The 21,470-nt window shown below is 41.3% G+C and carries 23 protein-coding genes; 4 read left to right on the top strand and 19 right to left on the bottom strand.

Annotated elements, in window-relative coordinates; all coding sequences use genetic code 11:
- Positions 1 to 32: 32 nt before the first annotated feature.
- Together ACYQ1I_RS08860 and ACYQ1I_RS08855 are read right to left on the bottom strand one after the other, a co-directional pair.
- Positions 33 to 1,028, bottom strand: a complete 996-nt coding sequence (locus tag ACYQ1I_RS08860; protein WP_459764428.1) for an AIR synthase family protein — start codon at positions 1,026 to 1,028, stop codon at positions 33 to 35.
- Positions 1,029 to 1,082: 54 nt separating this feature from the next.
- Entirely contained in the window at positions 1,083 to 1,667 is a 585-nt protein-coding gene (locus ACYQ1I_RS08855; RefSeq protein ID WP_459764426.1) for a hypothetical protein, read from the bottom strand.
- Positions 1,668 to 1,766: 99 nt separating this feature from the next.
- Here ACYQ1I_RS08855 and ACYQ1I_RS08850 point away from each other — a divergent pair, with 99 nt between their 5' ends.
- Complete coding sequence (locus ACYQ1I_RS08850; protein WP_459764424.1) at positions 1,767 to 1,919, top strand: hypothetical protein; 153 nt, start codon at positions 1,767 to 1,769, stop codon at positions 1,917 to 1,919.
- An 81-nt stretch (positions 1,920 to 2,000) separates the two neighbouring features.
- Here the strand turns inward: ACYQ1I_RS08850 and ACYQ1I_RS08845 are convergent, their stop codons facing one another.
- Genes ACYQ1I_RS08845 through ACYQ1I_RS08830 form a run of 4 tightly spaced genes read right to left on the bottom strand, consistent with a single transcriptional unit; the run spans position 2,001 to position 5,556 of the window.
- A complete protein-coding gene (locus ACYQ1I_RS08845; protein WP_459764422.1) occupies positions 2,001 to 2,984 on the bottom strand; it encodes a lysylphosphatidylglycerol synthase transmembrane domain-containing protein in 984 nt (327 codons plus the stop codon).
- The gene (locus tag ACYQ1I_RS08840; protein WP_459764420.1) at positions 2,920 to 3,555 is read right to left on the bottom strand and encodes a nicotianamine synthase family protein; all 636 of its coding nucleotides are present in this window, start codon (positions 3,553 to 3,555) and stop codon (positions 2,920 to 2,922) included. Before ACYQ1I_RS08840 ends, ACYQ1I_RS08845 begins: the two co-directional genes overlap by 65 nt.
- Before the next feature lie 21 nt (positions 3,556 to 3,576).
- Positions 3,577 to 5,340, bottom strand: coding sequence for a FeoB small GTPase domain-containing protein (locus tag ACYQ1I_RS08835; RefSeq protein WP_459764418.1), 1,764 nt, complete (start codon positions 5,338 to 5,340; stop codon positions 3,577 to 3,579).
- Positions 5,341 to 5,556 carry a FeoA family protein gene (locus ACYQ1I_RS08830; RefSeq protein WP_459764416.1) on the bottom strand — a complete coding sequence of 72 codons (216 nt, stop codon included), beginning with the start codon at positions 5,554 to 5,556 and terminating at the stop codon, positions 5,341 to 5,343.
- Between the two features lie 204 nt (positions 5,557 to 5,760).
- Between ACYQ1I_RS08830 and ACYQ1I_RS08825 the strand changes: the two genes are divergently transcribed.
- The gene (locus ACYQ1I_RS08825) at positions 5,761 to 6,171 is read left to right on the top strand and encodes a rubrerythrin family protein (RefSeq protein WP_459764414.1); all 411 of its coding nucleotides are present in this window, start codon (positions 5,761 to 5,763) and stop codon (positions 6,169 to 6,171) included.
- A gap of 209 nt (positions 6,172 to 6,380) precedes the next feature.
- On the opposite strand, the gene ACYQ1I_RS08820 is transcribed toward ACYQ1I_RS08825, so the two are convergent.
- The 7 genes from ACYQ1I_RS08820 to ACYQ1I_RS08790 form a co-directional block, all read right to left on the bottom strand.
- Positions 6,381 to 6,503: a hypothetical protein gene (locus ACYQ1I_RS08820; RefSeq protein WP_459764412.1), complete on the bottom strand. Its 123-nt coding sequence runs from the start codon at positions 6,501 to 6,503 to the stop codon at positions 6,381 to 6,383.
- Positions 6,504 to 6,597: 94 nt separating this feature from the next.
- Positions 6,598 to 8,583: an NAD-dependent DNA ligase LigA gene (gene ligA / locus ACYQ1I_RS08815; protein WP_459764410.1), complete on the bottom strand. Its 1,986-nt coding sequence runs from the start codon at positions 8,581 to 8,583 to the stop codon at positions 6,598 to 6,600.
- 21 nt (positions 8,584 to 8,604) lie between these two features.
- Positions 8,605 to 10,785 (bottom strand): DNA helicase PcrA, encoded by a 2,181-nt coding sequence (gene pcrA, locus ACYQ1I_RS08810; protein ID WP_459764408.1) that lies wholly within the window; start codon positions 10,783 to 10,785, stop codon positions 8,605 to 8,607.
- A gap of 202 nt (positions 10,786 to 10,987) precedes the next feature.
- Positions 10,988 to 11,578 (bottom strand): DUF3793 family protein, encoded by a 591-nt coding sequence (locus ACYQ1I_RS08805; RefSeq protein WP_459764406.1) that lies wholly within the window; start codon positions 11,576 to 11,578, stop codon positions 10,988 to 10,990.
- Positions 11,579 to 11,692: 114 nt separating this feature from the next.
- Positions 11,693 to 12,424, bottom strand: a complete 732-nt coding sequence (locus tag ACYQ1I_RS08800) for a phosphatase (RefSeq protein ID WP_459764404.1) — start codon at positions 12,422 to 12,424, stop codon at positions 11,693 to 11,695.
- A 133-nt stretch (positions 12,425 to 12,557) separates the two neighbouring features.
- Positions 12,558 to 12,761 carry a hypothetical protein gene (locus tag ACYQ1I_RS08795; RefSeq protein ID WP_459764402.1) on the bottom strand — a complete coding sequence of 68 codons (204 nt, stop codon included), beginning with the start codon at positions 12,759 to 12,761 and terminating at the stop codon, positions 12,558 to 12,560.
- 411 nt (positions 12,762 to 13,172) lie between these two features.
- The gene (locus ACYQ1I_RS08790) at positions 13,173 to 13,367 is read right to left on the bottom strand and encodes a hypothetical protein (RefSeq protein ID WP_459764400.1); all 195 of its coding nucleotides are present in this window, start codon (positions 13,365 to 13,367) and stop codon (positions 13,173 to 13,175) included.
- A 189-nt stretch (positions 13,368 to 13,556) separates the two neighbouring features.
- Here ACYQ1I_RS08790 and dapG point away from each other — a divergent pair, with 189 nt between their 5' ends.
- Entirely contained in the window at positions 13,557 to 14,786 is a 1,230-nt protein-coding gene (gene dapG, locus ACYQ1I_RS08785; protein WP_459764398.1) for an aspartate kinase, read from the top strand.
- A gap of 55 nt (positions 14,787 to 14,841) precedes the next feature.
- Here dapG and ACYQ1I_RS08780 read toward each other — a convergent pair whose 3' ends face one another.
- Both ACYQ1I_RS08780 and ACYQ1I_RS08775 read right to left on the bottom strand, forming a co-directional pair.
- A complete protein-coding gene (locus ACYQ1I_RS08780) occupies positions 14,842 to 15,171 on the bottom strand; it encodes a YerC/YecD family TrpR-related protein (RefSeq protein WP_459764396.1) in 330 nt (109 codons plus the stop codon).
- Positions 15,161 to 15,958, bottom strand: a complete 798-nt coding sequence (locus tag ACYQ1I_RS08775; RefSeq protein WP_459764394.1) for a methyl-accepting chemotaxis protein — start codon at positions 15,956 to 15,958, stop codon at positions 15,161 to 15,163. Before ACYQ1I_RS08775 ends, ACYQ1I_RS08780 begins: the two co-directional genes overlap by 11 nt.
- 214 nt (positions 15,959 to 16,172) lie before the next feature.
- Here ACYQ1I_RS08775 and ACYQ1I_RS08770 point away from each other — a divergent pair, with 214 nt between their 5' ends.
- Positions 16,173 to 16,379: a hypothetical protein gene (locus ACYQ1I_RS08770; RefSeq protein ID WP_459764392.1), complete on the top strand. Its 207-nt coding sequence runs from the start codon at positions 16,173 to 16,175 to the stop codon at positions 16,377 to 16,379.
- Here the strand turns inward: ACYQ1I_RS08770 and ACYQ1I_RS08765 are convergent.
- The 4 genes from ACYQ1I_RS08765 to purD form a co-directional block, all read right to left on the bottom strand.
- Positions 16,376 to 17,470: a metallophosphoesterase gene (locus tag ACYQ1I_RS08765; RefSeq protein ID WP_459764390.1), complete on the bottom strand. Its 1,095-nt coding sequence runs from the start codon at positions 17,468 to 17,470 to the stop codon at positions 16,376 to 16,378. The genes ACYQ1I_RS08770 and ACYQ1I_RS08765 overlap by 4 nt on opposite strands.
- 232 nt (positions 17,471 to 17,702) lie before the next feature.
- Positions 17,703 to 19,034: a hypothetical protein gene (locus tag ACYQ1I_RS08760; protein ID WP_459764389.1), complete on the bottom strand. Its 1,332-nt coding sequence runs from the start codon at positions 19,032 to 19,034 to the stop codon at positions 17,703 to 17,705.
- A 438-nt stretch (positions 19,035 to 19,472) separates the two neighbouring features.
- Positions 19,473 to 20,069: a 30S ribosomal protein S4 gene (gene rpsD, locus ACYQ1I_RS08755; RefSeq protein WP_459764387.1), complete on the bottom strand. Its 597-nt coding sequence runs from the start codon at positions 20,067 to 20,069 to the stop codon at positions 19,473 to 19,475.
- Positions 20,070 to 20,203: 134 nt separating this feature from the next.
- The gene (gene purD / locus ACYQ1I_RS08750) at positions 20,204 to 21,454 is read right to left on the bottom strand and encodes a phosphoribosylamine--glycine ligase (protein ID WP_459764385.1); all 1,251 of its coding nucleotides are present in this window, start codon (positions 21,452 to 21,454) and stop codon (positions 20,204 to 20,206) included.
- Positions 21,455 to 21,470: the final 16 nt, after the last annotated feature.

Below are 21,470 nucleotides of genomic sequence, written 5' to 3'. Positions count from 1 at the left end.
ATAATGAAAAAAAGGCCCTGGGGCCTTTCCTTTTATCCTCTTTCGATTACCTTATAAAGCTCGTCCACCTGGGGAGCCTCCAGGGGGGTTCTGATTCCCTGCTTCAGCAGTACCCGTTCTTTCTCTATAATCCTCCCCACCTCTGCTGCTGGTATGCCAGCCTGCTTAAGGGTGTCGATTAGGGTATTTTTATGTTCCTGGGCCACAGTCATCACCATGACACCGCTTGAAATCAAACGATAGGGGTCGATATCCAGGGCCTCAGCCAGTCTTTTAGTCTCCAGCCTAAGGGGAATTTTATCGAAGTAAACCTCTATACCCAGGTCTGAAGCCTCGGCTATTTCCCATAAGGCGCCCAAAATTCCGCCTTCGGTTGCATCGTGCATGCTGTTGACAATTCCCAGGCCACCAGCTATGACGCCTTCTTTTACAACACTTATGTCCTTTCCATAGGACTGAAGCTCCTGCAATAGGGCAGCATCAAAGGTTTTAATCAGCCTGTCATAGAGGTCTGTTGCGATAATCGCCATTCCTTCCAGACCAGCATGCTTAGTCATGACGACAGCGTCACCCCTTTGGGCACCGCCGGTGGAAATCATCTGCTTTTTCAGCTGGCGTCCCAGAGCGGTGGTGGATATGACCATTTTATTAACTGCATCAGTAATTTCTGTGTGGCCGCCTATAATCTCTACATTAATTGAGGCAGCGGCTTGATTAGCATCGGCCATTACCTGGGCCAGTTCCTCCTTGGTGGTGCCGGGGGGAGCTAAAATCGTCATCATAATTCCCAGTGGTGCCACTCCATTTGAAGCAATATCATTGCAGGAAATATGTACAGCTAAACTGCCTATATCCCTGGCGGCTCCTGTAATGGGGTCGCTGCTCATAACACAAACATACTCACCAAAATCAATGACAGCACAATCTTCGCCAACACCCGGAGCCACCAGTACCTCCCTTCGACGACGCTGTATATTTGAAAAAACAATTTCCTGCAAAATTTCTGTTGGTATTTTTCCAATTTTCATTTAGTCAACCCCCTTTAGCCATTCTAACCGTATTATATCATATGGCGGGACTTCTTACATACAGAAAATGCGCTTCCACTGAGCCGGGGTCAGCAACCGGTGATCTGATATAATATAGCGAATTTCTATATCTTCCGGTGGTATTGACTCCATAACCAATACCTCTGCATCATATTTTTCTGTTAAGTCCCTTCTCTTTTTAAGATTATCTTCAAAGCTCAAGGAAGTTTCCCAGTATTCCTTAATCATCTCTGCTCCCTTAGTTTTCAAGTATTGATTGGCCCCCTCCAGCCCCTGGGTATGCCTAAGAATAAAGGGCTCATACAACTGATTGGCACGACTTTCATTGGCGATCCAGCACCTTTTCGGATTCACCCTAATGGCTAAAACAGCACTGTGGGAATGGAAGCTGGGGGAGCTATGATAGTTCATGGTGGCAAATATGGCCTTTTTTCGTATAACCCACTTAGGCAGCCAATGGGGCTTGTGCTGATCAATCCAGTTATGAAAATCGAAATATTGATTTTGATAGCTGATTTTATCATCAAAGCTGATTCCACAGGTGATGGTTTTATTTAAATCCTGTATGGGGATGATATGGTACACCCGGCCGGTTTCTTCAAAATCAGGAAAATACATTGAATCGCTCCCTTACAAAAATTTTCTAATTTAAGTAGCAATTATTACAATGAATTGTCTGCATCTTTATGATTAAACTAATTACAGGAGGTGGATTTCATGACAACAATAAACTGTAATCATCCATGCTTATATGAAAGCGATGGTGTATGTACCCTTACCCACGCAACCTCAATTACTGCAACCACAGAAAAAAGCTGTGCCTATTTTAAAGATAAAGCTGAACAAAAAAAGAATCTAAAGCTATTATAAGCAACGTTGTAAAATTTATTTCATAAAAAAACAGTACCTTTGAAGAAAAGGCACTGTTGCTGCTTATAGGTTCAAATTATTTTATATTTTATTTACAGCTCCCCTTCTGCCGTTGAACAGGGTAAAGAGGGCAAAATAAAGACCGCTGACCAGAAACACAAACCAAAATGTTACAAAGCGTAAAATAATGGCCATGGCCATTCCTTGATAAAGGGGAATTTGAAAGGGTGTCAGCAAAAAAGACATACTGCCTTCAAAGGTCCCCAGTCCCCCGGGCAGCAGGGGGATCATGGCCACCATGTAGGTTAAATAGGTAATAACTGTAATAGCCACAAAGCTAATGGGTAAGTTTAGGCCCCGGCTGATAAAGTAGGCCTTGAAGGCATAAAAGAACCAAATAAACAGGGCAAATAAGAGCTGTCTTCCCACTACATTCCTTTGCCTTAATGCCTCCTTGACTGAAGTAATAAACTGCTCAGTTAGCTTTTGAAGCCTTTTTCTTTTCTCTGCCTTTAAAAAGCGCCCGATAATGCTTTGTATACGATGGGGATAAAGCAATAATAATACCAATAAAATCAGGAACAAACATAATACGACAAAGCTCCCTAAAAGCAGTTTACCATAAAAGCCCTTAAAGCCTATGGTTAGCATAAACCAAAGCATTGAAACAAAATTTAGCATTAAGAATGCCGCCATACTGACGGTTTTTTGAAGGCCTACCATGGCAGCAGCCTTTCCCCCGGAAAGCCCCAATCGGTTAATCAGCATATAGACTTTGGTAGCTTCACCACCAGCCTTGACAGAGGGAGTAACGCTTTCTACAAAGGTACCTGCCATATTTACATGAAACAGCTGAATAAAGGACAGTTTTTCCCCCATTTGCCTTCCAATGCTGTACCATTGAAAGGTAATTAAGAATATGGTTAACAGCTGCATGATACAAGCCAAAATCACAATACGATAATCCACCTGTCTAAGGGCACCATAGACCTTTTCCAGATCAGCCAACCATAGAACCAGCCCCATCGACAACAAGGTGATCAAAAGCAGCAGGTACTTTTTCATTGACTTCCTCCTCCCCTTCCTTCGTAAATAAAAGGGTAGAATTCATTGTCAAATTACGCTGCTCTATTTGCTTACATTTGCCGCAGGGGCACTCAGCAGCCATATAGTCATAAAGACTTTTCAAAAAGTTTCTGGGACTTCTCATTAAAATTCTGGTACCACAGGGAGCCTTTTTCCAAATATTTTTAAGGATTTCCTCGTGGGGATGGGCTTGTAATGCCACATGCACCACTGAATAATGGGATGCATCGACAATTTGCCCCGAAGCCAGAGACACCTTCACCTGCTTTGACATATTCAAGCTCCGAATCACTCGCCTGGCTATATTGACCGCCTGGGGATCTATATCAACCACCTGAACATGGGCTCCGGTTTGGCAGGCAATCTCTAAGGCTGTACAGGGAAGGGGGCCTCCTCCAATACAGAGAACCTGGTCACGACTGGATATTTCGCCCAGGGCTACCTCCCGCTTGACTATTTTTTTATAATAGATGCTCATCAGCTTGACTAGAAGCATTGAAGAGGCACATATTTTTTCTAATTTTGTGGTGAAGAATGGGATCAATTTCACCGGTTCCACGCTCCTAACTTGCTAAAACAACGCTAATATTAAAGATCCCACTTGATTAATGAGACCACCCGCCAAAATGGCTATGACAAATGTGGATAATCCAATTAAAAGGGCTGTTTTTAATTTAAATTCCTTGATTAATACCCCCAGAACTGAAAGGCATGGTAAATAGAATAAAGCAACCACGGCTCCCACCAATAACTGAAGGGTAGAGAGCTCCAGCTCCAATAGGGGCAATACTGCCAGTTCTCTTCTAATGATACCCAGAATCAACCCAATGGTAGCTTCCTTGGGAAGACCCAGCCAGCCTTCAATTACAGGCTCGATATATACCCCCAATGCGTTCAGGGCTCCTGTTTCGGCAACAAGGGCTGCAAAGGCGATTCCCAATAGCATCGGCACCTCTGCCTCAATCATGAAATGCTTGGTTCTCATCAAGACCTTTTTTAAAAAGGATTGTCGATCTGGCATAAGCAGATTGGGAATTTCAATCAAAATTGGGTCAGTCTTGCCTGGTATAATCCTGTTTAAGGTTTTGCCGGCAAGAAAAATAGCCATTAAGGAAATTAAATATACTAGTATTAATACTAAAACAGAACGATCACCCAATAAAGAGATAAAGGCCCCGGTCTGAGCAACACAGGGAACTGCCAGTGACACCATGGCGGCAACCATTACCCTTTCCTTGTGGGTGGTGGCAGCCCTGGTACCCAGTATAGCCGGTACCGCACAGCCATAGCCCATAATCATGGGAACGATATTTCCCCCTTGAATACCAATACGATGCAGGATTCCATCTACCAGAACCGCCAGTCTTGGCAGGTATCCGCTATCTTCTAAAAACGACAGGGCAATATAGAATAAAAATACGTAGGGAAGAATTAATGCCACCGGCCACTCAATTCCCTTAATCAACATTCCATATTCCCCTACCAACACATTATATAGAATTCCTTCTGATACAAATTTAGAGACAATCGAACTAATAAAGGGTACATAGACGTTATTAAGTAAAGGTAATAAGACCGTAGCTCGAATTGCCTTTCCACCACCTACTACAATCCCCAGTACCAGCGCCAAAGTCAGGATTGCAAAGGGAATACCAGGGAAGGGTCTGATCAAAGCGTCACCAAACTTCTCTAAAAACGTCGGCTGCCTGTCTTCCAGCCTTTGAACTCGATTAATAATTTGTCCTACCCTTTTCCAACGCTCGTCCTGGGTCATGGAAGCAATGGGCTCCACCTTGTCTTTTTCATTGCTCAGTCGCCAGGTCTCTTTAAGAATTTCCCTTAATCCAATATTTCTAATGGCAATTGTAGGGATTACAACGGTTCCCAGCTCCTCTGCCAGGGCCTTGGTATCAATTTGAATTCCCTGTTGCTCTGCCACATCCATTAAATTCAATGCAAAGACAACGGGGTACTGATAACGGCGTAGCTGCAGGGCCAGGTTTAGATTTCGCTCAAGGTTGGTGGCATCCAAAACACAAATAATGACATCGGCCACTTCCCTTTCCAGCATTTGTACAGCCACTTCCTCGGCCTGAGAAGTGGCCTCTAGGGAGTAGGTACCAGGTACATCAATTAGTTGTCCCTTTTTTCCCTGATGAGTAATACCCCCCTGGGTAAAGGTAACGGTTGTACCGGCATAGTTCGATGCAATGACGTCCATCCCTGTTAATTTAGAGAAAATAACACTTTTCCCTACATTGGGATTTCCCATTAGCAGAACCTTTATTTCTCCCTCAGCCGTGGTTATTTCAGCTTCCTGCACATGACAACTCAATTAAATTACCTCCTTAACGGTAATTAGCTCTGCCACTGATTTAGAGATGGCAATGCTTCTTCTTCCAAGCTGCAGTACAATTGGGCCGCCAAAGGGTTGCTTTGACATGACATTAACCTTCATGCCCTCCCTCATTCCCAGGGATTTTAAAAGCCCCAGAGATGGCAGACTTTCTATAATACAGCTATTATTTCTTGAAAGTTGGTAAATGCTCATCCTTGAACACCTTCCTTTTGATAGTGATTATCATTTATATACGATATAAATTTTATCATAAGAGTACTTATCAGTCAATTAATTAACACAATATTTTCCCAAGGGATTATAAATTGAAAAAGCTAAATTTTTTCCCCTGAAAGGGTCATTTTATATTTGGTTAATCTATGTTAAAATAAATTAAAACCATAAGGAGGGGAACCCATGGATTTAAAAGGAACACAAACAGAAAAGAACCTTTGGCTTGCCTTTGCAGGGGAAAGTCAAACCAGAAATAAATATGTTTTTTATGGTCAAAAGGCCCTTGAGGAAGGATATAAGGAAATAGCCGACCTGTTTTTTAAAACGGCTGAACATGAGGAATCTCATGCCGAGGGGATCTATGGGTTTCTAAATGGAACCAAGGATACTTTGACTAATTTAAAACGATCTGTAGAGGGAGAACGCTATGAAACTGTTACCCTTTACCGTGAATATGAAAGGGTTGCCCGGGAAGAAGGCTTCGAGGAGATAGCCAATTACTTCAAGGAGCTAAGGGTTACTGAAGCGGAGCATGAAAGGGCCTTTCAGTCACTAATTAAAAAATTAAAAGAAATAAATTCATCCCAGAAATAGAAATTCCCCCATCAAAATTTTAAAGAATGGGGGAATTTTTAACACCTCCTTTATTATTTTTCATAGACTATAGTACAAAAACTTATTTTTTTCATCTAAAAGGAGGTGTAAATGTATGTCAACAGGTATAGGTTCTCTTTGGGGAGGCAAAAGTAGCTTGTTGTTCTTCTTCCTGCTTCTGGTGATCATTTTCTGTAATTGCGGTATCTTTAGGGGATCAGGTGACAGCCTTCTATTCTTCTTCCTGTTACTAGTCCTATTATTCGGCGGCCAACACTTCTTCTGCTAATTACTGAACCTTTATTTAGCAGCAGATTGAAATATGCTGCCATACTGCAGATAAAGCCACTTTCCCCTAAGAAAGTGGCTTTATATCAAAAAAGACCTCAAGCCAGCTATATTCTGGTTTAAGGTCTTTTAAACGTTTTATATCATTTTGATAAAGTCATCTTCCTGTAATATTTTCAAGCTGGTTTCTACTCCTGAATTTAAGATTTCCATGGCCTTATCCAGCTTAGACCCGGCAGCCTCCCCCGCAATTAAATAATCTGTATTTTTGCTGACGCTGCCAGCCACCTTGGCATTAAGCTTTTCTAATAAATCCTTGATTTCCTTACGGCTGAAATGATTTAAAGTACCGGTCACCACAATGGTTTTACCACTAAAGGGATTTTCAACAACAGCCTGGGCTTCATGATGGGGCTTGACCCCCGCCTTCAGGAGCTTCTCAATACTTTTACAAATTTTTTCATCTTCAAAAAATTCTATAATACTGTTGGCTACGATCCCCCCTACATCGGGAATGGTGATCAGTTCATCATATTTAGCTTCCATGATGGCATCGAGGGATTGATAATGCTTGGCTAAATCTGAGGCAGTCTTTCTGCCCACATTGGGAATCCCTAAGGCATAAACAAAGGCATCGAGGCTGCAATCCTTGCTTTTTTCTATGGACTCCAGCAGATTTCTTGCTTTTTTGTCTCCGAACCGCTCCAGAGAAACCAAATCCTCATATTTAAGCTCATATAAGTCAGCAATTCCCTTCAAGCCCAGGGCCTCATAGAGCTGAGCAGCGGTTTTTTCACTGAAGCCTTCAATGTCCATGGCATCTCGGCTGGCATAGTGAACAATTCTTGATACCAGTTGGGGTTTACAGGAGAGGGAATTGGTACAGAAAATATGGGCTCCCTTTTCATGCAGCTCACTGCCACAGGCGGGACAATGGGTCGGCTTTTGAATTTCTACTGCCTGGTCACAGGTCTCTTCAATGGCCCCCATGATTTCCGGAATAACATCGTTAGATCGCCTTAACCATACCCGACAGCCTACCTTTACTTTTTTTCTTTGTATATCGTCCCAGTTGTTAAGGGTGGCCCTTCCCACGGTAACCCCGCCAATATCAACAGGCTCCAGGTCAGCCGAGGGGGTTAGCTTCCCAGTACGCCCCACCTGCCATATGACTGCCCTTACCCTGGTGGTTACCTCCTGGGCCTCAAACTTATAGGCCATGGCCCAACGGGGAAACTTTTGGGTATATCCCAGTATTTCCCGTGCCCTTAGGGAATTGATTTTTATAACAAGCCCATCAATTAAAAAGTCCAGCTCCCCCAGGGCTTCCTTCAGCCCTTCGATGGTTTTAATCACCTCATGAATGTCGTTACATCGCTGAGTGAATCGACTGACAGGGAATTTGTTTTCCTTTAGGAAATCAATCACCTGGGTATGGGTTTCAAACTGAATTCCTTCGTAGTATCCGATATTATAAAAATATGCATCGAGGTTACGGGAGGCTGTCACCTTGGGGTCTAAATTTCTTAAGGCTCCTGCCGCAGCATTTCTCGGGTTTTTGAGGGGCTCTGGGGCTGATTCATTATACTTTTCCAAAACCGAAAGCCGCATTAGCCCTTCCCCCTGAACCTCCAGTTTTCCTTTAAAATCAATGGTCAAGGGAACCGACCTGATGGTTTTTACCTGTTCCAAAATCCCCTCACCCACTATGCCGTTTCCTCTGGTGGCGGCCTGTACCAGCCTCCCATCCTCATAGGTCAGGTTTAGGGTTAACCCATCAAACTTATATTCCATCACATATTCAATGGGTACGTCATGCCCCTCTAAAAGCTTTTTCACCCTGGTATCCCAGTTAATCAGCTCTTGGTCGGTTTTGCATTTATCCAGACTCCATAATTGTGCCAAATGCCGATGGGACTGGAAGGTCTTTAAAGGATCCCCCCCCACCCTGAGGCTTGGAGAATCCGGCAGAACTTCTCCAGTCTCTGACTCCAGCTGGGTTAATTCATCATAAATTGCATCATATTCCTTGTCTGAAATAATAGGTTCATCTAATACATAGTAGCGATAATTGTGCTCATTAAGCTGATGAATCAATTCCTTCATTCTTTGAATTTTTTCCATATCTTCACCTCTATAGCCCTTTTATTCTATTATGTCTAATTGGATAAAGGTTGACGCAATTTTTTTAATTCCTCCCTGGGGAAAAGCGATGCTTAGCATATCCTTATCAACGGCCACAATGGTGCCCTGACCAAATTTAGGATGTCTCACCTTTGTTCCTGCCTTATATTCTCCCGTATTGGAGGAAGGAGCAGGGGTGGCCCTTCGCCCTGAATGAAGCATCTCGCCTCTAAAAAGCGGCGAGGTTTGCATCTTAAGCATCTCTTTTTTACGGTCATAGGCCCTTTCCTTCGTAATGAGTTCCTGGGGAATTTCATCAATAAACCTAGAGGGAGTATTATAGCTGGTTCGTCCATAGAGGGTCCTCATTACGGCATGGGTCATATACAGTCTTTCCATGGCCCGGGTAATCCCCACATAGCATAGCCTCCGCTCCTCTTCCTCATTTTGCTCCTGAATCGACATATAAGAGGGAAAGATTCCTTCCTCCATTCCTGGAATGAATACCACAGGAAACTCCAGGCCCTTGGCACTGTGCAGGGTCATCAGTACCACTGAATCCTGCCCCTCCTCCAGGGTATCGACAGAGCTTTCCAGGGAGGTTCTGGCTAAAAATTCCTCCAGGGTTTTAACCTCTGAATTTTGATCAAAATCCTGGGTTAAGGAGCGAAATTCCTGAAGGTTTTCGATCCGGCTGGCTGCCTCCACTGTATTTTCCATTTGAAGCTCCTTGAGATACCCGGTTTTCTCATAGATTTCATCTACTATCTCTGTCACAGTTAATTGATCTTTTCTTTCAATCAGACTCACAATCATTTCTGTAAACTGATTGCCCTGTACCTTTACTCGGGTAGATAGACCGCCTATGTCGTCTACATCCAAAAAGGCACTAAAGAGGCTTTCCCCCCGCTGAGCAGCATATTCTGCCACCTTTTCGATGCTTTTCAGCCCAATTCCTCGCTTCGGTACATTGATAATTCGACTAAGATTCACATCATCTACAGGGTTTTCAATAATTTTTAAATAGGCTAAAATGTCTTTAATTTCTTTACGATCATAGAATCGAATGCCCCCATAAAGACGATAGGGGATGTTTTCCTTCATCAGGGCTTCCTCTAAAACCCGGGATTGGGCATTGGTACGATATAATATGGCAAAGCTGTCGTAGGACTTATGTTCTTCCTTTATTATTTTCTTAATGCTGGTAGTAATATACTGGGCCTCATCATATTCATTAACGGCCTTATAATACTGAATGATCTCACCCCTTGGATTATCTGTAATCAGCCGCTTGCTTTTTCTCTGACGATTATTGGAAACCACATGGTTGGCTGCATCCAAAATGCTACCCGTAGACCGATAGTTTTGTTCCAGCTTAATGACGTGGGCCCTCGGAAAATCCTTTTCAAAGCCCAAGATATTTTGAATATCGGCCCCTCGCCAGCTATAAATGGATTGGTCGTCGTCTCCTACGACACAGAGGTTTTGATGGGCTCTGGCCAGCATACTGACCAATTGGTATTGGGAAAGGTTAGTATCTTGAAATTCGTCTACCAATATATATTGGAATTTTTCCTGATAATAATGTAATATGGTTGGGTTGGCAGAAAATAATTCTACGGTTTTCATAATCAGATCATCAAAGTCGAGGGCATTATTTCCCCGCAGCTTTTGCTGGTACATTTCATAGAGCTTACCGATTTTTTCTTTTCTATATTCGCCCCGGTAGGTCTCTAGGAATTCCTTGGGCCCCATCAGTTGATCCTTGGCCCTGCCTATTTCCCCTAAGACCGCCCTTGGCGCAAAAGTCTTATCATCCAGCCCCAGTCCTTTAATACATTCCTTCATGACAATTTCCTGGTCAGAGGTATCATAGATGACGAAGTTTCTCTCAAAGCCGATTTTATCTATATCTCTCCGTAAAATCCTGACACAGGAGGAGTGGAAGGTACTCACCCAGAGGTCCCGACAGTTGTCTCCCAATAGCGTCTCTACCCGTTCCCTCATTTCCTTTGCAGCCTTATTGGTAAAGGTAATGGCTAATATTCGATAGGGCGATATTCCCTTTTCCTCCACCAAATACGCAATTCGATGGGTCAGTACCCTGGTTTTTCCCGAGCCGGCACCGGCCAAAATTAGCAGCGGCCCTTCTGTATGACGAACAGCCTCCTGTTGCGGGCCGTTTAAATGTACTAGGTTCATTAAAAACTCTCCTTTTGTTTAGCTTAATATATATTATCTTACCTTATTTGAAGTATATCTTCAACAAAAGGACATAATGAAGCAAAAATAACAAAAAAATATCCCTTCCAGCCAGTTTTAATTACTGCATCGGGGTTGAATCATAACCAATAAAAAAGTCGCCCCTGCCATAAGGGCGACTATGCTTCGTTATTATTTACTTCTATGCTGATAATATGATATCTTGGGGGCTTTTTCTCAATAATAATCCCTTAATTGATTCCCTGGCCTGTAATATTTGCTGCCTTTTTACATCTGAAGCCCTGGTGTCTCCGTAAAAGCGCCACCCATCCACCTTGGTCAGCTTTAGGGCAGGGTGGCCCATAAATCCAATGACATCCTTCAAGGGGTACCCCAGAAATAGTCCGATCTCATCGGGAACCCTGCCACCATCCATTTTTTGTAATAGAAAAGCAATATAGCTTTCCAGGGTAAAGACTTGAGGATACCCCAATTCCATTAAAAATTTATGATTTTGTTTGTGGGTCAGGGTTTGAATCAGTGCGCTGCTGTTGTAGAAAAGGATTTTTTGACATCTTTCATGATGATGAATATTGATAAACTGTATTTGTCTGGATTGACTAAATAATGCCATAACTCCTTCAACGATTTCCATATTTCGCTGATTATGCTGGGGAAAGCTCAATATCTCTGCCGGTTTCACCCCCAATAGTACGGGCCCCAGCAGCTCTACATACCATTTTAAAAAATCGTCATTTTTATTATTTAAACAATAGCAGTGATTCAGGTTCATGGTATCCTCTCCCAAAATATTAATTGATATAGATTATCGTTATCATATGTATATTATTATCATATACCATATAGTTTGGGCTGTCAAAAACAAAAATAAAAAACCCAAATCAAATTAATCGATCTGGGAGGGCTTCTTTCGCCTGATAAATTCCTTTAATGCCTGGGTAGAGGTGTTAACAATTAATTCTTCAGGTACGGAAAGCCCCTCAAACATTGCCTCAACATGGGGAAAGTGACCTAAATGATGGGCAAAGTGAGCATCGCTTCCCAGGGCCAGTCTGGCCCCCTGTTTCAGGGCTTCCTTTAATATTTCCTGACAATTTTCCCTACTGCCCTTTCTGAAGCTGTCGGGCTTTAAAGAGCTGTTATTCAATTCAAGCAGGGTATTGGTTTCCTTGGCCGCCCTAACCAGGGCCTTGACTTCAACCGGATAACTGGGATTTCCCGGATGACCAATCATCTGGATATAGGGCTTTTCCATTAACTCGATCAGGGTTTTGGTATTTTCCTTAGCAGAGCCTGGCTCGATACACTGGTTATGAAAGCTGGCAATAACAAAATCCAGCCTCGACAGGATTTCTTCGGGGATGTCCAGCTTTCCCTGATGGTTTAGAATATTGACCTCTGCACCCTTTAATATTTCAACTCCCTTTAAAGTTTGAGGGATTACCTTCAGGTTGTTGAAATGAAGTAAATTGGCACCGGCAGGCATGGTGGGCCCATGGTCTGTCATGGCAATTAACTGCAAATGATTTTTTGATGCAAAGTCTGCTAGCTCCAAGATGGTGCTATAGGCATGGCCGCTGGCAATGGTGTGACAGTGAAGATCTAGTACAAATTCCATTGAATTTTCCCCTCCATGATTCATTTACTATATTTTCTAATATTATACCAAAAAAAATACCATTCAACATGAAGGGTTTGTAAACTTTAAACATCAAAAAAGGAGGATTTCTCCTCCTTTTTTGATTCATTGGCTAAAATGCAAAGAACCGTCTTCCACCAAATAAAAGGACCAGCAGTAAGAAGAAGAATAATAAGCTGTCGCCTGAGCCCTTAAAGATACCACAGTTGCAGAAGATAATTACCAGCAATAAGAAAAAGAACAAAAGGCTGGTATTGTTAGTAAATATGCCGCCAATGCCGCCTCCGCAGCCGCTAGTTGTACCTACATCACTCATACATTTTTCACCTTCCCTATTAATAATATATGGATTTAAGAACGGCTAACGTTCTACCATATACTATGAGAATGCTAATTAAAGTGTTCCATTTTAACATCCCGTAATATAAATAATCAAATTATATTTTAATTAGCATAAAAAACGTCTGCCACTTACCCCACAGAAAAGAATAATTAAAATCAAGAAGAAGAACAGTAAACTGTCTTTATTAGTAAATACCTTACAATTACAGAAGATAATCACCAAAAGCAAAAAGAAGAATAATATACTGCTTTCCCCAAAGAAGTTAGAAACAGCCCTATTACTCATATATTCCTCCCCTATTTCCAGATTAACCTTTTCAATGACTTGAGGTGTCTGACAGGTTCAGCTTGTTGACTAATAAAAGGGTAGTTCCCTACCCCTTTATTAGCAACCAAATATCCAGCGGCCTCCAAATAGGACAACCAGCAGTAATAAGAAGAACAGTAAGCTATCACCTGATTCTCTGAATAGACTACAGTTGCAGAAGATAATTACCAACAGCAGGAAGAAGAACAAAATACTGCTTTCGCCTTTAAAAAAACCACCTAGTCCCCCTGTACCACCTACAGCTTCACTCATATCCTACACCTCCATTATAGTATCTGACCCTTATGGTCTCATTACATGATATGTTCTTTAAAAAAAGTTGTGCTTTTTCTTATGAAAATGTACAGCCTAGTCGATTATCATTGACTTTATCTATGAACCTTTATAAGATATAAGCATAATTTAGATAATATAGGCTTATAAACGATCTTACTATACGAGGTGATCTCCTTGAATATTATTGTGCAAAAATTTGGCGGTACATCGGTTTCTACTAAGGAAAGACGCACTAAGGTAATCGATAAAATTATTGCTGCACGAAACAATGGAAAATCGGTGGTGGTGGTGGTATCTGCCATGGGCAGAAAGGGTGATCCCTATGCTACCGATACCCTTAGAAGCATTGTTTTGGGGGATAACCCCTATTGCAGCCCCAAAATCCTTGACCTTTTAATGAGCTGTGGTGAGATAATATCAGCCGCCGCCCTGGCAGCTCAGCTGGAACTGGCAGGAATTCAGGCAGTCCCCATAACCGGATGGCAGGCCGGAATTGAAACGGATGATTATTTTGGTCATGCAGAAATTAAATCAATTGATGAAAAAAGAATTCTATCTTTGTTAGAGCAGGATTTAGTGGTAATTGTTTGCGGCTTTCAAGGCGCAACCCAAGGGGGAGAGGTAACTACCCTGGGTCGAGGGGGCAGCGATACTACCGCTACTGCCCTGGGTGTAGCCCTAGGGGCCGAGGAGGTTGAAATTTATACCGACGTGGATGGTATCATGACGGCTGATCCCAACGTGGTTCCTTCTGCCAAAATCATTGATGAAATAAATTATGAAGAAGTTTTTCAAATGGCTGAAAAGGGTGCCAAGGTCATTCACCCCAGGGCGGTGGAAATTGCCCAAAACAGTAATTTGCCTGTAAAAATAAAAAATACCTTGAGTAATCACCCCGGTACGATCATTCATTATCACCGAAAATCAGGGGTAAGCCCCTTTTCAACGGAATTAACCCCAAGGCTGCTGACGGCCATTACCCATCGAGATTCCGTTGCCCAGGCTTCTGTTATGATTGCCAATGACCTTAATAGTGACAGTATGCTGTTAGAAACCCTGGCCAATGCAAAAATCAGCATTGATATGATTAACTTTTTTGTCGATAAGAAGGTATTTGTCATTGAGGAAAATCAATGTCAGCTTTTAAAAAAACTGCTGGATGACTTAAAGCTAAACTATGAGATTGTAACGGATTGCAGTAAGGTAACAATTATCGGCAGTAGAATTACTGGTATTCCAGGGGTGATGGCCACTATTGTTCATGCCCTGGCCAAGGAAGGAATAAACATACTTCAAAGCTCCGACTCCCATTCAACAATTTCCTGTTTAGTTCACAAAACCCATGCCATTAAGGCGGTCAATGTTTTGCATGAGGCCTTTCATCTGAATCGCTAAACTTGAAAGGGACCCGATTTTTTAATCGAGTCCCGTTTTGTCTTAATGATATTCGTTAGTTGTTGTCCAGCTTTTCCAAAATCAGCTTATAGCCATCGGCCCCATAATGAAGACAGCGATTTACCCGGCTAATTGTAGCGGTACTGGCTCCGGTTGCATCTTCAATTTCGCTGTAGGTTTTTCCATCCTTCAGTAATTTTGCAACCTCCAGTCGCTGGGAAATTGACTGCAGCTCTTTAATTGTACAGATATCCTCAAAAAAACGATAACATTCTTCAATGCTTTCAAGCTTTAAAATGGCTTCAAATAATGCATCTGTAAATCTGTCTTTTATCTTTGACTCATAAGACATTCCTTCACCCCCGCCAGGTTCATTATAGCTCATGAATATTAAGAATCAGCTTGTCTATTGCTTCCTCCAGATTTTTACCAACTTCTTTTTGATCCTCAGAAACATTATTGAGCTTACTGATTTCTTTTGAGACATTAACCACCTCTTCTGTAATGCTCTTTAGAATCGTTCCAATTTGCTTTGTGAAGTTTTCGCTGTTGTTGGCCAGCTTTTGAACCTCCTTCGCAACAATGGCAAAGCCTTTGCCCTGTTCTCCTGCTCTGGCAGCCTCAATGGAAGCATTCAGGCCTAAAATATTGGTTTGTTGTGTAATTTGTCCCATAATTTTTATGATCTTATCAGTTTCCCGAACCAAATTCATTGTATTTGAAGCAAAGGAATTGAGTGTTACACTTAAATTTGCAGTATTGTCAATACTCTCTTTCATTTTTTCAATGGCAGAAGATGTAACCTCGCTAATTTTTTCTACTTCTTTGATCTGTGATTCTATTTTTTCCACTAGTTTCTCTTCGTTCTCAACCAATAGCATCATTAAATTGGCAGCTTTACTGCACATAACAGTAATATTATGACGATTAAACTGATCAATCTCCTCCTGAACCTGCCTTAACCCTGTGGCTTCAATAACAATATCCATTCTTTTATCCAGCAGCTCGCTAATCCGATTGGTATGATAGACTCCTAGTAATTTTGCCAATTGTATTCCTGGTGCATTCTCTTTTATGTCAACAATACCAGCCACGGTAATTTCAGGCATTTTTTCCAAGGTCTTCAGTATCGCTGCACCACCTTTACCGCCTCCGACTATTCCAACTAACATTCATTCTCCTCCTTTTATCTATCCATAGAAAAATGCAATCGTTTTTATTCATTTATATTGTAGCATTTTTTTAGTTGAAACGGCATATTTTTTAATAATTTTTCCAATTTATTAAGATGCATTTCTACATATACTATGGAAAGAAGTTAAAATTAGTTGGATTTAAATGTCACTGTTCATCTATTAAATACGAAACCTTAAGGGAGGTTATTTGATGAATCGAAAAAGTAAAAACAGCTTCCGGAATCCACAGGATATAATCGATTCTACCTACAATAAAAGAGATGCTGAAATCCTTGAAAAGGATATGAACTCCTATGTTATGCCCCTGGATATGGTGAAAAATGTAGATGCCCTAAGCTCTGAACCCTTTTACAAAGAGGAATGGGACAAAGGGTTAAAGGCAAAGAGGAAACGTTAGTTAATTTCAATAAAAACAATTTCACAATCGGAAAACAACCGCATGGGCGGACCCCATGTTCCGGTTCCAGATGTGGTATAGATAAAGGAATCTTGAAAACCCTTGAGACCATAGGCATAGGGATAAAAAAGATATACTAATAAATTCAAAGGTGGAATCTGGCCCCTGTGGGTATGGCCAGAAAGCTGCAAATCTACCCCCATTTCAGCCGCCTGATGAAACCCAACGGGTTGATGAATCAATAATATGTTAAACTGTTCTTTAGAACAGTCCTTTATTATTTTTTCAAGTCGCTGTTGAAGGCCGCCGAAACGGGAAACCCCCAAATCATCAATACCGATTAAATTGATCCCGTTGGCCAATTCATAGTATTGATCATTTAATAGTGTAATATCGGCAGCCTCAAGAAATTTAATAAAATTGTCTATTCCTTGATAATGCTCGTGATTTCCTGCAACAGCAAAGGTTCCATACCTGCTTTTTATGTTTTTCATAATAGGAGCAAATTTTTCTACTGCAGCGAAGCTGTCATCCACCAGGTCACCGGTTATAACCACGAAATCAGGCTTAAGCTGATTTATCTTTTCAACAATCCCCTTTAACCATGCTTCTGTAGTCATGGAGCCCAGATGTACATCTGAAAGCAATACCAAGGATGCCTTCTTACCCTTCAGCTTTTGATGGACGATGGGTACCCTTTTTATTTTAGGCCCCTTGGAAACATTGAGTAACGAAAGTAATATGAGAAACCCACTGATTCCAAAGGCAGCTCTGCCAGCAAGCTGCCGGCTAACCGGAACAAAAAACAATATGATATCCTTTAGCATAAATACAGTTAGTGAAATTGACAATACTCCCATCCAGGCGGCCCCCAGGTAGGATAGACCTGGAAGGTGTCGCTTTCTTTTTATAAGCTGAGTAATCAAATAGGCACCGCCCAGCAGCCAAAACAACAGCCTTAAGGCAATTAGGCCATATCCCTCAAATAGAAAGACCTGCGTCAAATTCCAATACAGGTAGTAATTCATTCCTCCATAGACAATTGCAAAAACACCAAAAAACAAAATATACTTTATTATTCGCTTAATCATAAGGTCCTCCAATCACTATCGATGTCAATTCAGTAGGCGAATTTATTTCCTATTGATCAATATTGCCTGTTTGACGGTAAATAATCAATTAAATTAAAGGGAATTAACCTAATTATAGCATTTTATTGGATTGATAGTTGATTTCATTTATTAATTTTATCTAAATTCTTGCTGTCAGTTTTCTCACCTAAAATAAACAGACACCCCGCCAAGGTGTCTATTAACGATATGGCTATAGTGAATGTAAATCTTCGTTATATTGATGAATCAGATTGGCGTACTTAAGGCATTGTAAATAGTTTTCTGCCCTGCAATGCAAACCGATCAAACAAGCATAGGCAGCTAATTCCTTGACGGTAATCTCCCTTTCGCCGATCAAATCTTCCAATCTGGTTAATTCTTCATAGGCCTTCTGCCTATTTCCCTGCTGAAGCTGTATGTCAATTAACAAACGATGAAGCTCCAGTCTAGTTTCAATGGAAACCTTTTCTTCTGCTGCGTAACCGATTCCTGCCTTAACCCGTTCAATTGCTTCTTGTATTTGGTTCAGTTCAACAAGGCATTTTGCTTCTTTATAAAGGAGTCTGGCCATGTTTTCTGGGGCCAATGATCTTCCGTATATCTGTGCTTGCTGTAAATATTGAAGACAGGTCTTCGTATCGCCATTCTTTTTATGTAATACCGCATAGTTTTCATTTACCTGCATATAAATTTCGGGTGTTAGCTTGTCAAATTTCGTCATAAGCTTGTCATAAAGCATACTGGCCCTTTCCATATTCCCTAAATCACGATGGGTATTGGCTTCAATCAATAACATTTCACTATAGCACTCATCTGAATAATAATTTAACTCTTTAAAATCATTTATTTTATTTAATATTTTGTCAAATCGTTTCAACCTACTATAACATAGGGTTTGATCAAGTAATAACTTCATTTTTTTCTTGGCCCCATACTCTACATTTCCCTCAGTGAGTAACTCGTAGGCCCGATCATAATATAACAGAGCCTGCTCATAAAGAGCCAGATGGTAATGACAGCTTCCAATTTGACAGTAGAGGGTATAGATATGATTTTGTTGATTTTCTCTAAGATAAAATCCGATCGCCTTTAAAAAGTCATCTAATCCCTGATTATATTGTCCTCGATTATAGAAGAATTGTCCTCTTTCCCATAGTAAATAGGCTAAAGTACTTTCTAAATTCCAATGCCTGGACATTTTTATCAGATAATTAAAATCTGCTTTGATTTCTTCTTCGTTGTTTAAATCAGACTTTTTCAATATATATTGCACTTTCTTAAACTTTGCATGAATCATCTTTTCAGCCTGTTCTGTCTCTGACTCCATCAAATATTCAGGTGTTATTTTCTTGCCAAGATTTTTGTAATATTGATTTAATGCGTCGGCAATAATTAATGCCGCCTTATGGGTCAAGGGCCTTTTGTTGTTTTCGATCATGCTCACTAAGCTTCTAGTAATTTCTTCGTTGGTTAAATGATCCTGCCTTAAACCAATGCTCTTTCTCAAACGTTTAATTTTTTCACCTGGACTTAGAATCTCCACAAAGCATTCTTCCCCCTTTTCATAAAATTAACTGAAATTTTTCTTATTTGATTACAATTATACCATAAATATTTGTATTTTTTTACAAATTTGTATAAAAATCTAGTTTTTTTAGATGAAAAAAGAAAAGCACTTTCAAGTTATTGAAAATGCTTTGTTCTATTTCTTATATCCATCCTATTTTTATTGTCTAAAATTATAATCAACATCGATATTTTCCCATTAAATCAAGGTTTATCCAAAAATAATTAAATTTTGTTCAAATTTAAAATATGATAATGCTTCAGTAAAAGAAAAATCTCAATTTCCTTGCTTTACTTAATCAATAATAAACCTGTTTCATCAGTTTTAAAAATATTTTAAAGTCAACCCATTAAAGGTTATTTTAAAATTGAAAATATCGATATCTTTTTTTCTACTTTACCCTAACAGGAGGCCTTATCGGGTAGCGTAGAATTCCACTACCAAATTCTCTTGTATTTCTATTGGTATCTCATGCTTTTCGGGTATTTTAATAAGGATTCCAGCCTTTTTTTGGTGTTTCTTTTCAAGGTAGGGCAGACTCACAAAGCCAGCCTCTTGAAAATTTTCAGCAAACAGCTCTACATGCTTTGATTTTTCAGCCAGGGCGATTTCATCCCCTGCCTTTACTTCAAAGGACGGGCGGTCTACCTTATTTCCGTTAACGATAATATGGCCATGACTAACCATTTGTCTGGCTTGTCTGATGGATTTTGCAAAGCCCAATCGATAAACCAGGTTATCTAATCGACATTCCAGTAGCTTTAACAGGGCATCTCCAGTCATTTCCTGACTTTTTTTAGCCCCTTCGACATATCGTCTAAACTGCCTTTCCAAAACGCCGTAATAGGCCTTTAATTTTTGCTTTTCCAATAGCTGCCGCCCATAGGTGGAAAGCTTGCCATCTGCCCTGCTGCTTCCCTTGGTGGCCCGATTCATGGCCTTGGGGTGACCGTATACATTTACCCCCAATCTTCTGCATTGCTTAAATCTTGGGCCCTTCATATTTGCCATTGAATTCCTCCTTTCTAATTTAATATATATTTAAAGTATTGATAATGAATGTCATTTTCATTATTATTGTATACAATTTACGCTCATTTGTCAAGATTTCATTAATCAAGGCCGGGGATCCCCCGGCCTTTGAACTATTTTAATGCGATATCTTTTCGATAGATTTTGCCATTAAATTTGATTTTTTCCACTGCCCCATAGGCCTTTTTTCTGGCCGTCTCAATGGTTTCTCCTAATGCGGTGATTCCCAGCACTCGGCCCCCATTGGTTACCAGGCACCCATCCTTTAGCTGTGTTCCAGCATGAAAAACCACAAGATCCTCTTCATCCTCGACCATTTCAATAGGAAGCCCCTTCTGGTATTCCTTGGGATACCCACCGGAGGCTAAGACGACACAAACCGCCGCTGTCTCATGCCACTGAATAGGCAGCTCATTCAAACGATCCTGAAGCATATGCTGAAAGATTACCACCAGATCTGTTTTAAGCCTGGGAATAACCACCTGGGTTTCGGGGTCGCCAAAGCGTACATTATATTCCAGTACCTTTGGCCCCTTTGTGGTTAACATCAAGCCCACAAAGAGAATTCCCCTGAAGTCCATCCTTTCTGCCTGGATTCCCTTCAGGGTGGGTATCAGTATGGCCTTTTCCACCTGCTTAGCCACCTCTTGCGTATAGCTGTAACTAGGAGAATAGGTGCCCATGCCCCCAGTATTGGGCCCCTGGTCTCCATCATAAATTCGTTTATGGTCTTGGCTGCTGACCATAGGGACAATAGTTTTTCCGTCCACAAAGCAAAGAATTGAGGTTTCGGTTCCCTCTAAAAACTCCTCTAAAACCACCTGCTGTCCAGCCTGACCAAAAATCTTCCTTGTCAATATATCTTCTAAGGCCCCTTGGGCTTCTTCCTGACTCTGGCAAATGATTACTCCTTTTCCTGCCGCCAGTCCATCGGCCTTCACCACCACCGGCAGAGAAAAATCCTTTAGGGCTTCCAGTCCCCCTTGAAGGCTGCTTACCTTTTTATATTTGGCAGTGGGAATTTTATAACGCTCCATAAATTCCTTTGAAAAGGCCTTGCTGCCCTCCAGACGGGCCCCATGGGCAGTTGGACCGATAATATTTAACCCGGCCGACCTAAAGGAGTCAACAATTCCCGACACCAGGGGAAGCTCCGGTCCGACAATCGTCATATCGATTCCTATTTCCCGGGAAAATTCGACCAGAGACATAATTTCCTCGGGATTAATATTGACACATTTTGCAAGCCTGGCTATGCCAGGATTCCCTGGGGCACAGTAAATATCCGTTATCAGAGGGCTTTGCTTGAGCTTCCAGACCAGGGCATGCTCCCTGCCCCCGCCACCAATCACCAGTATTTTCATCCTATCACCCGCCTCG

It is taken from the genome of Alkaliphilus crotonatoxidans (genome assembly GCF_054658015.1).
The sequence above is the reverse complement of the archived record's forward strand: the minus strand, read 5'-3'. Positions and strand labels throughout refer to the sequence as shown.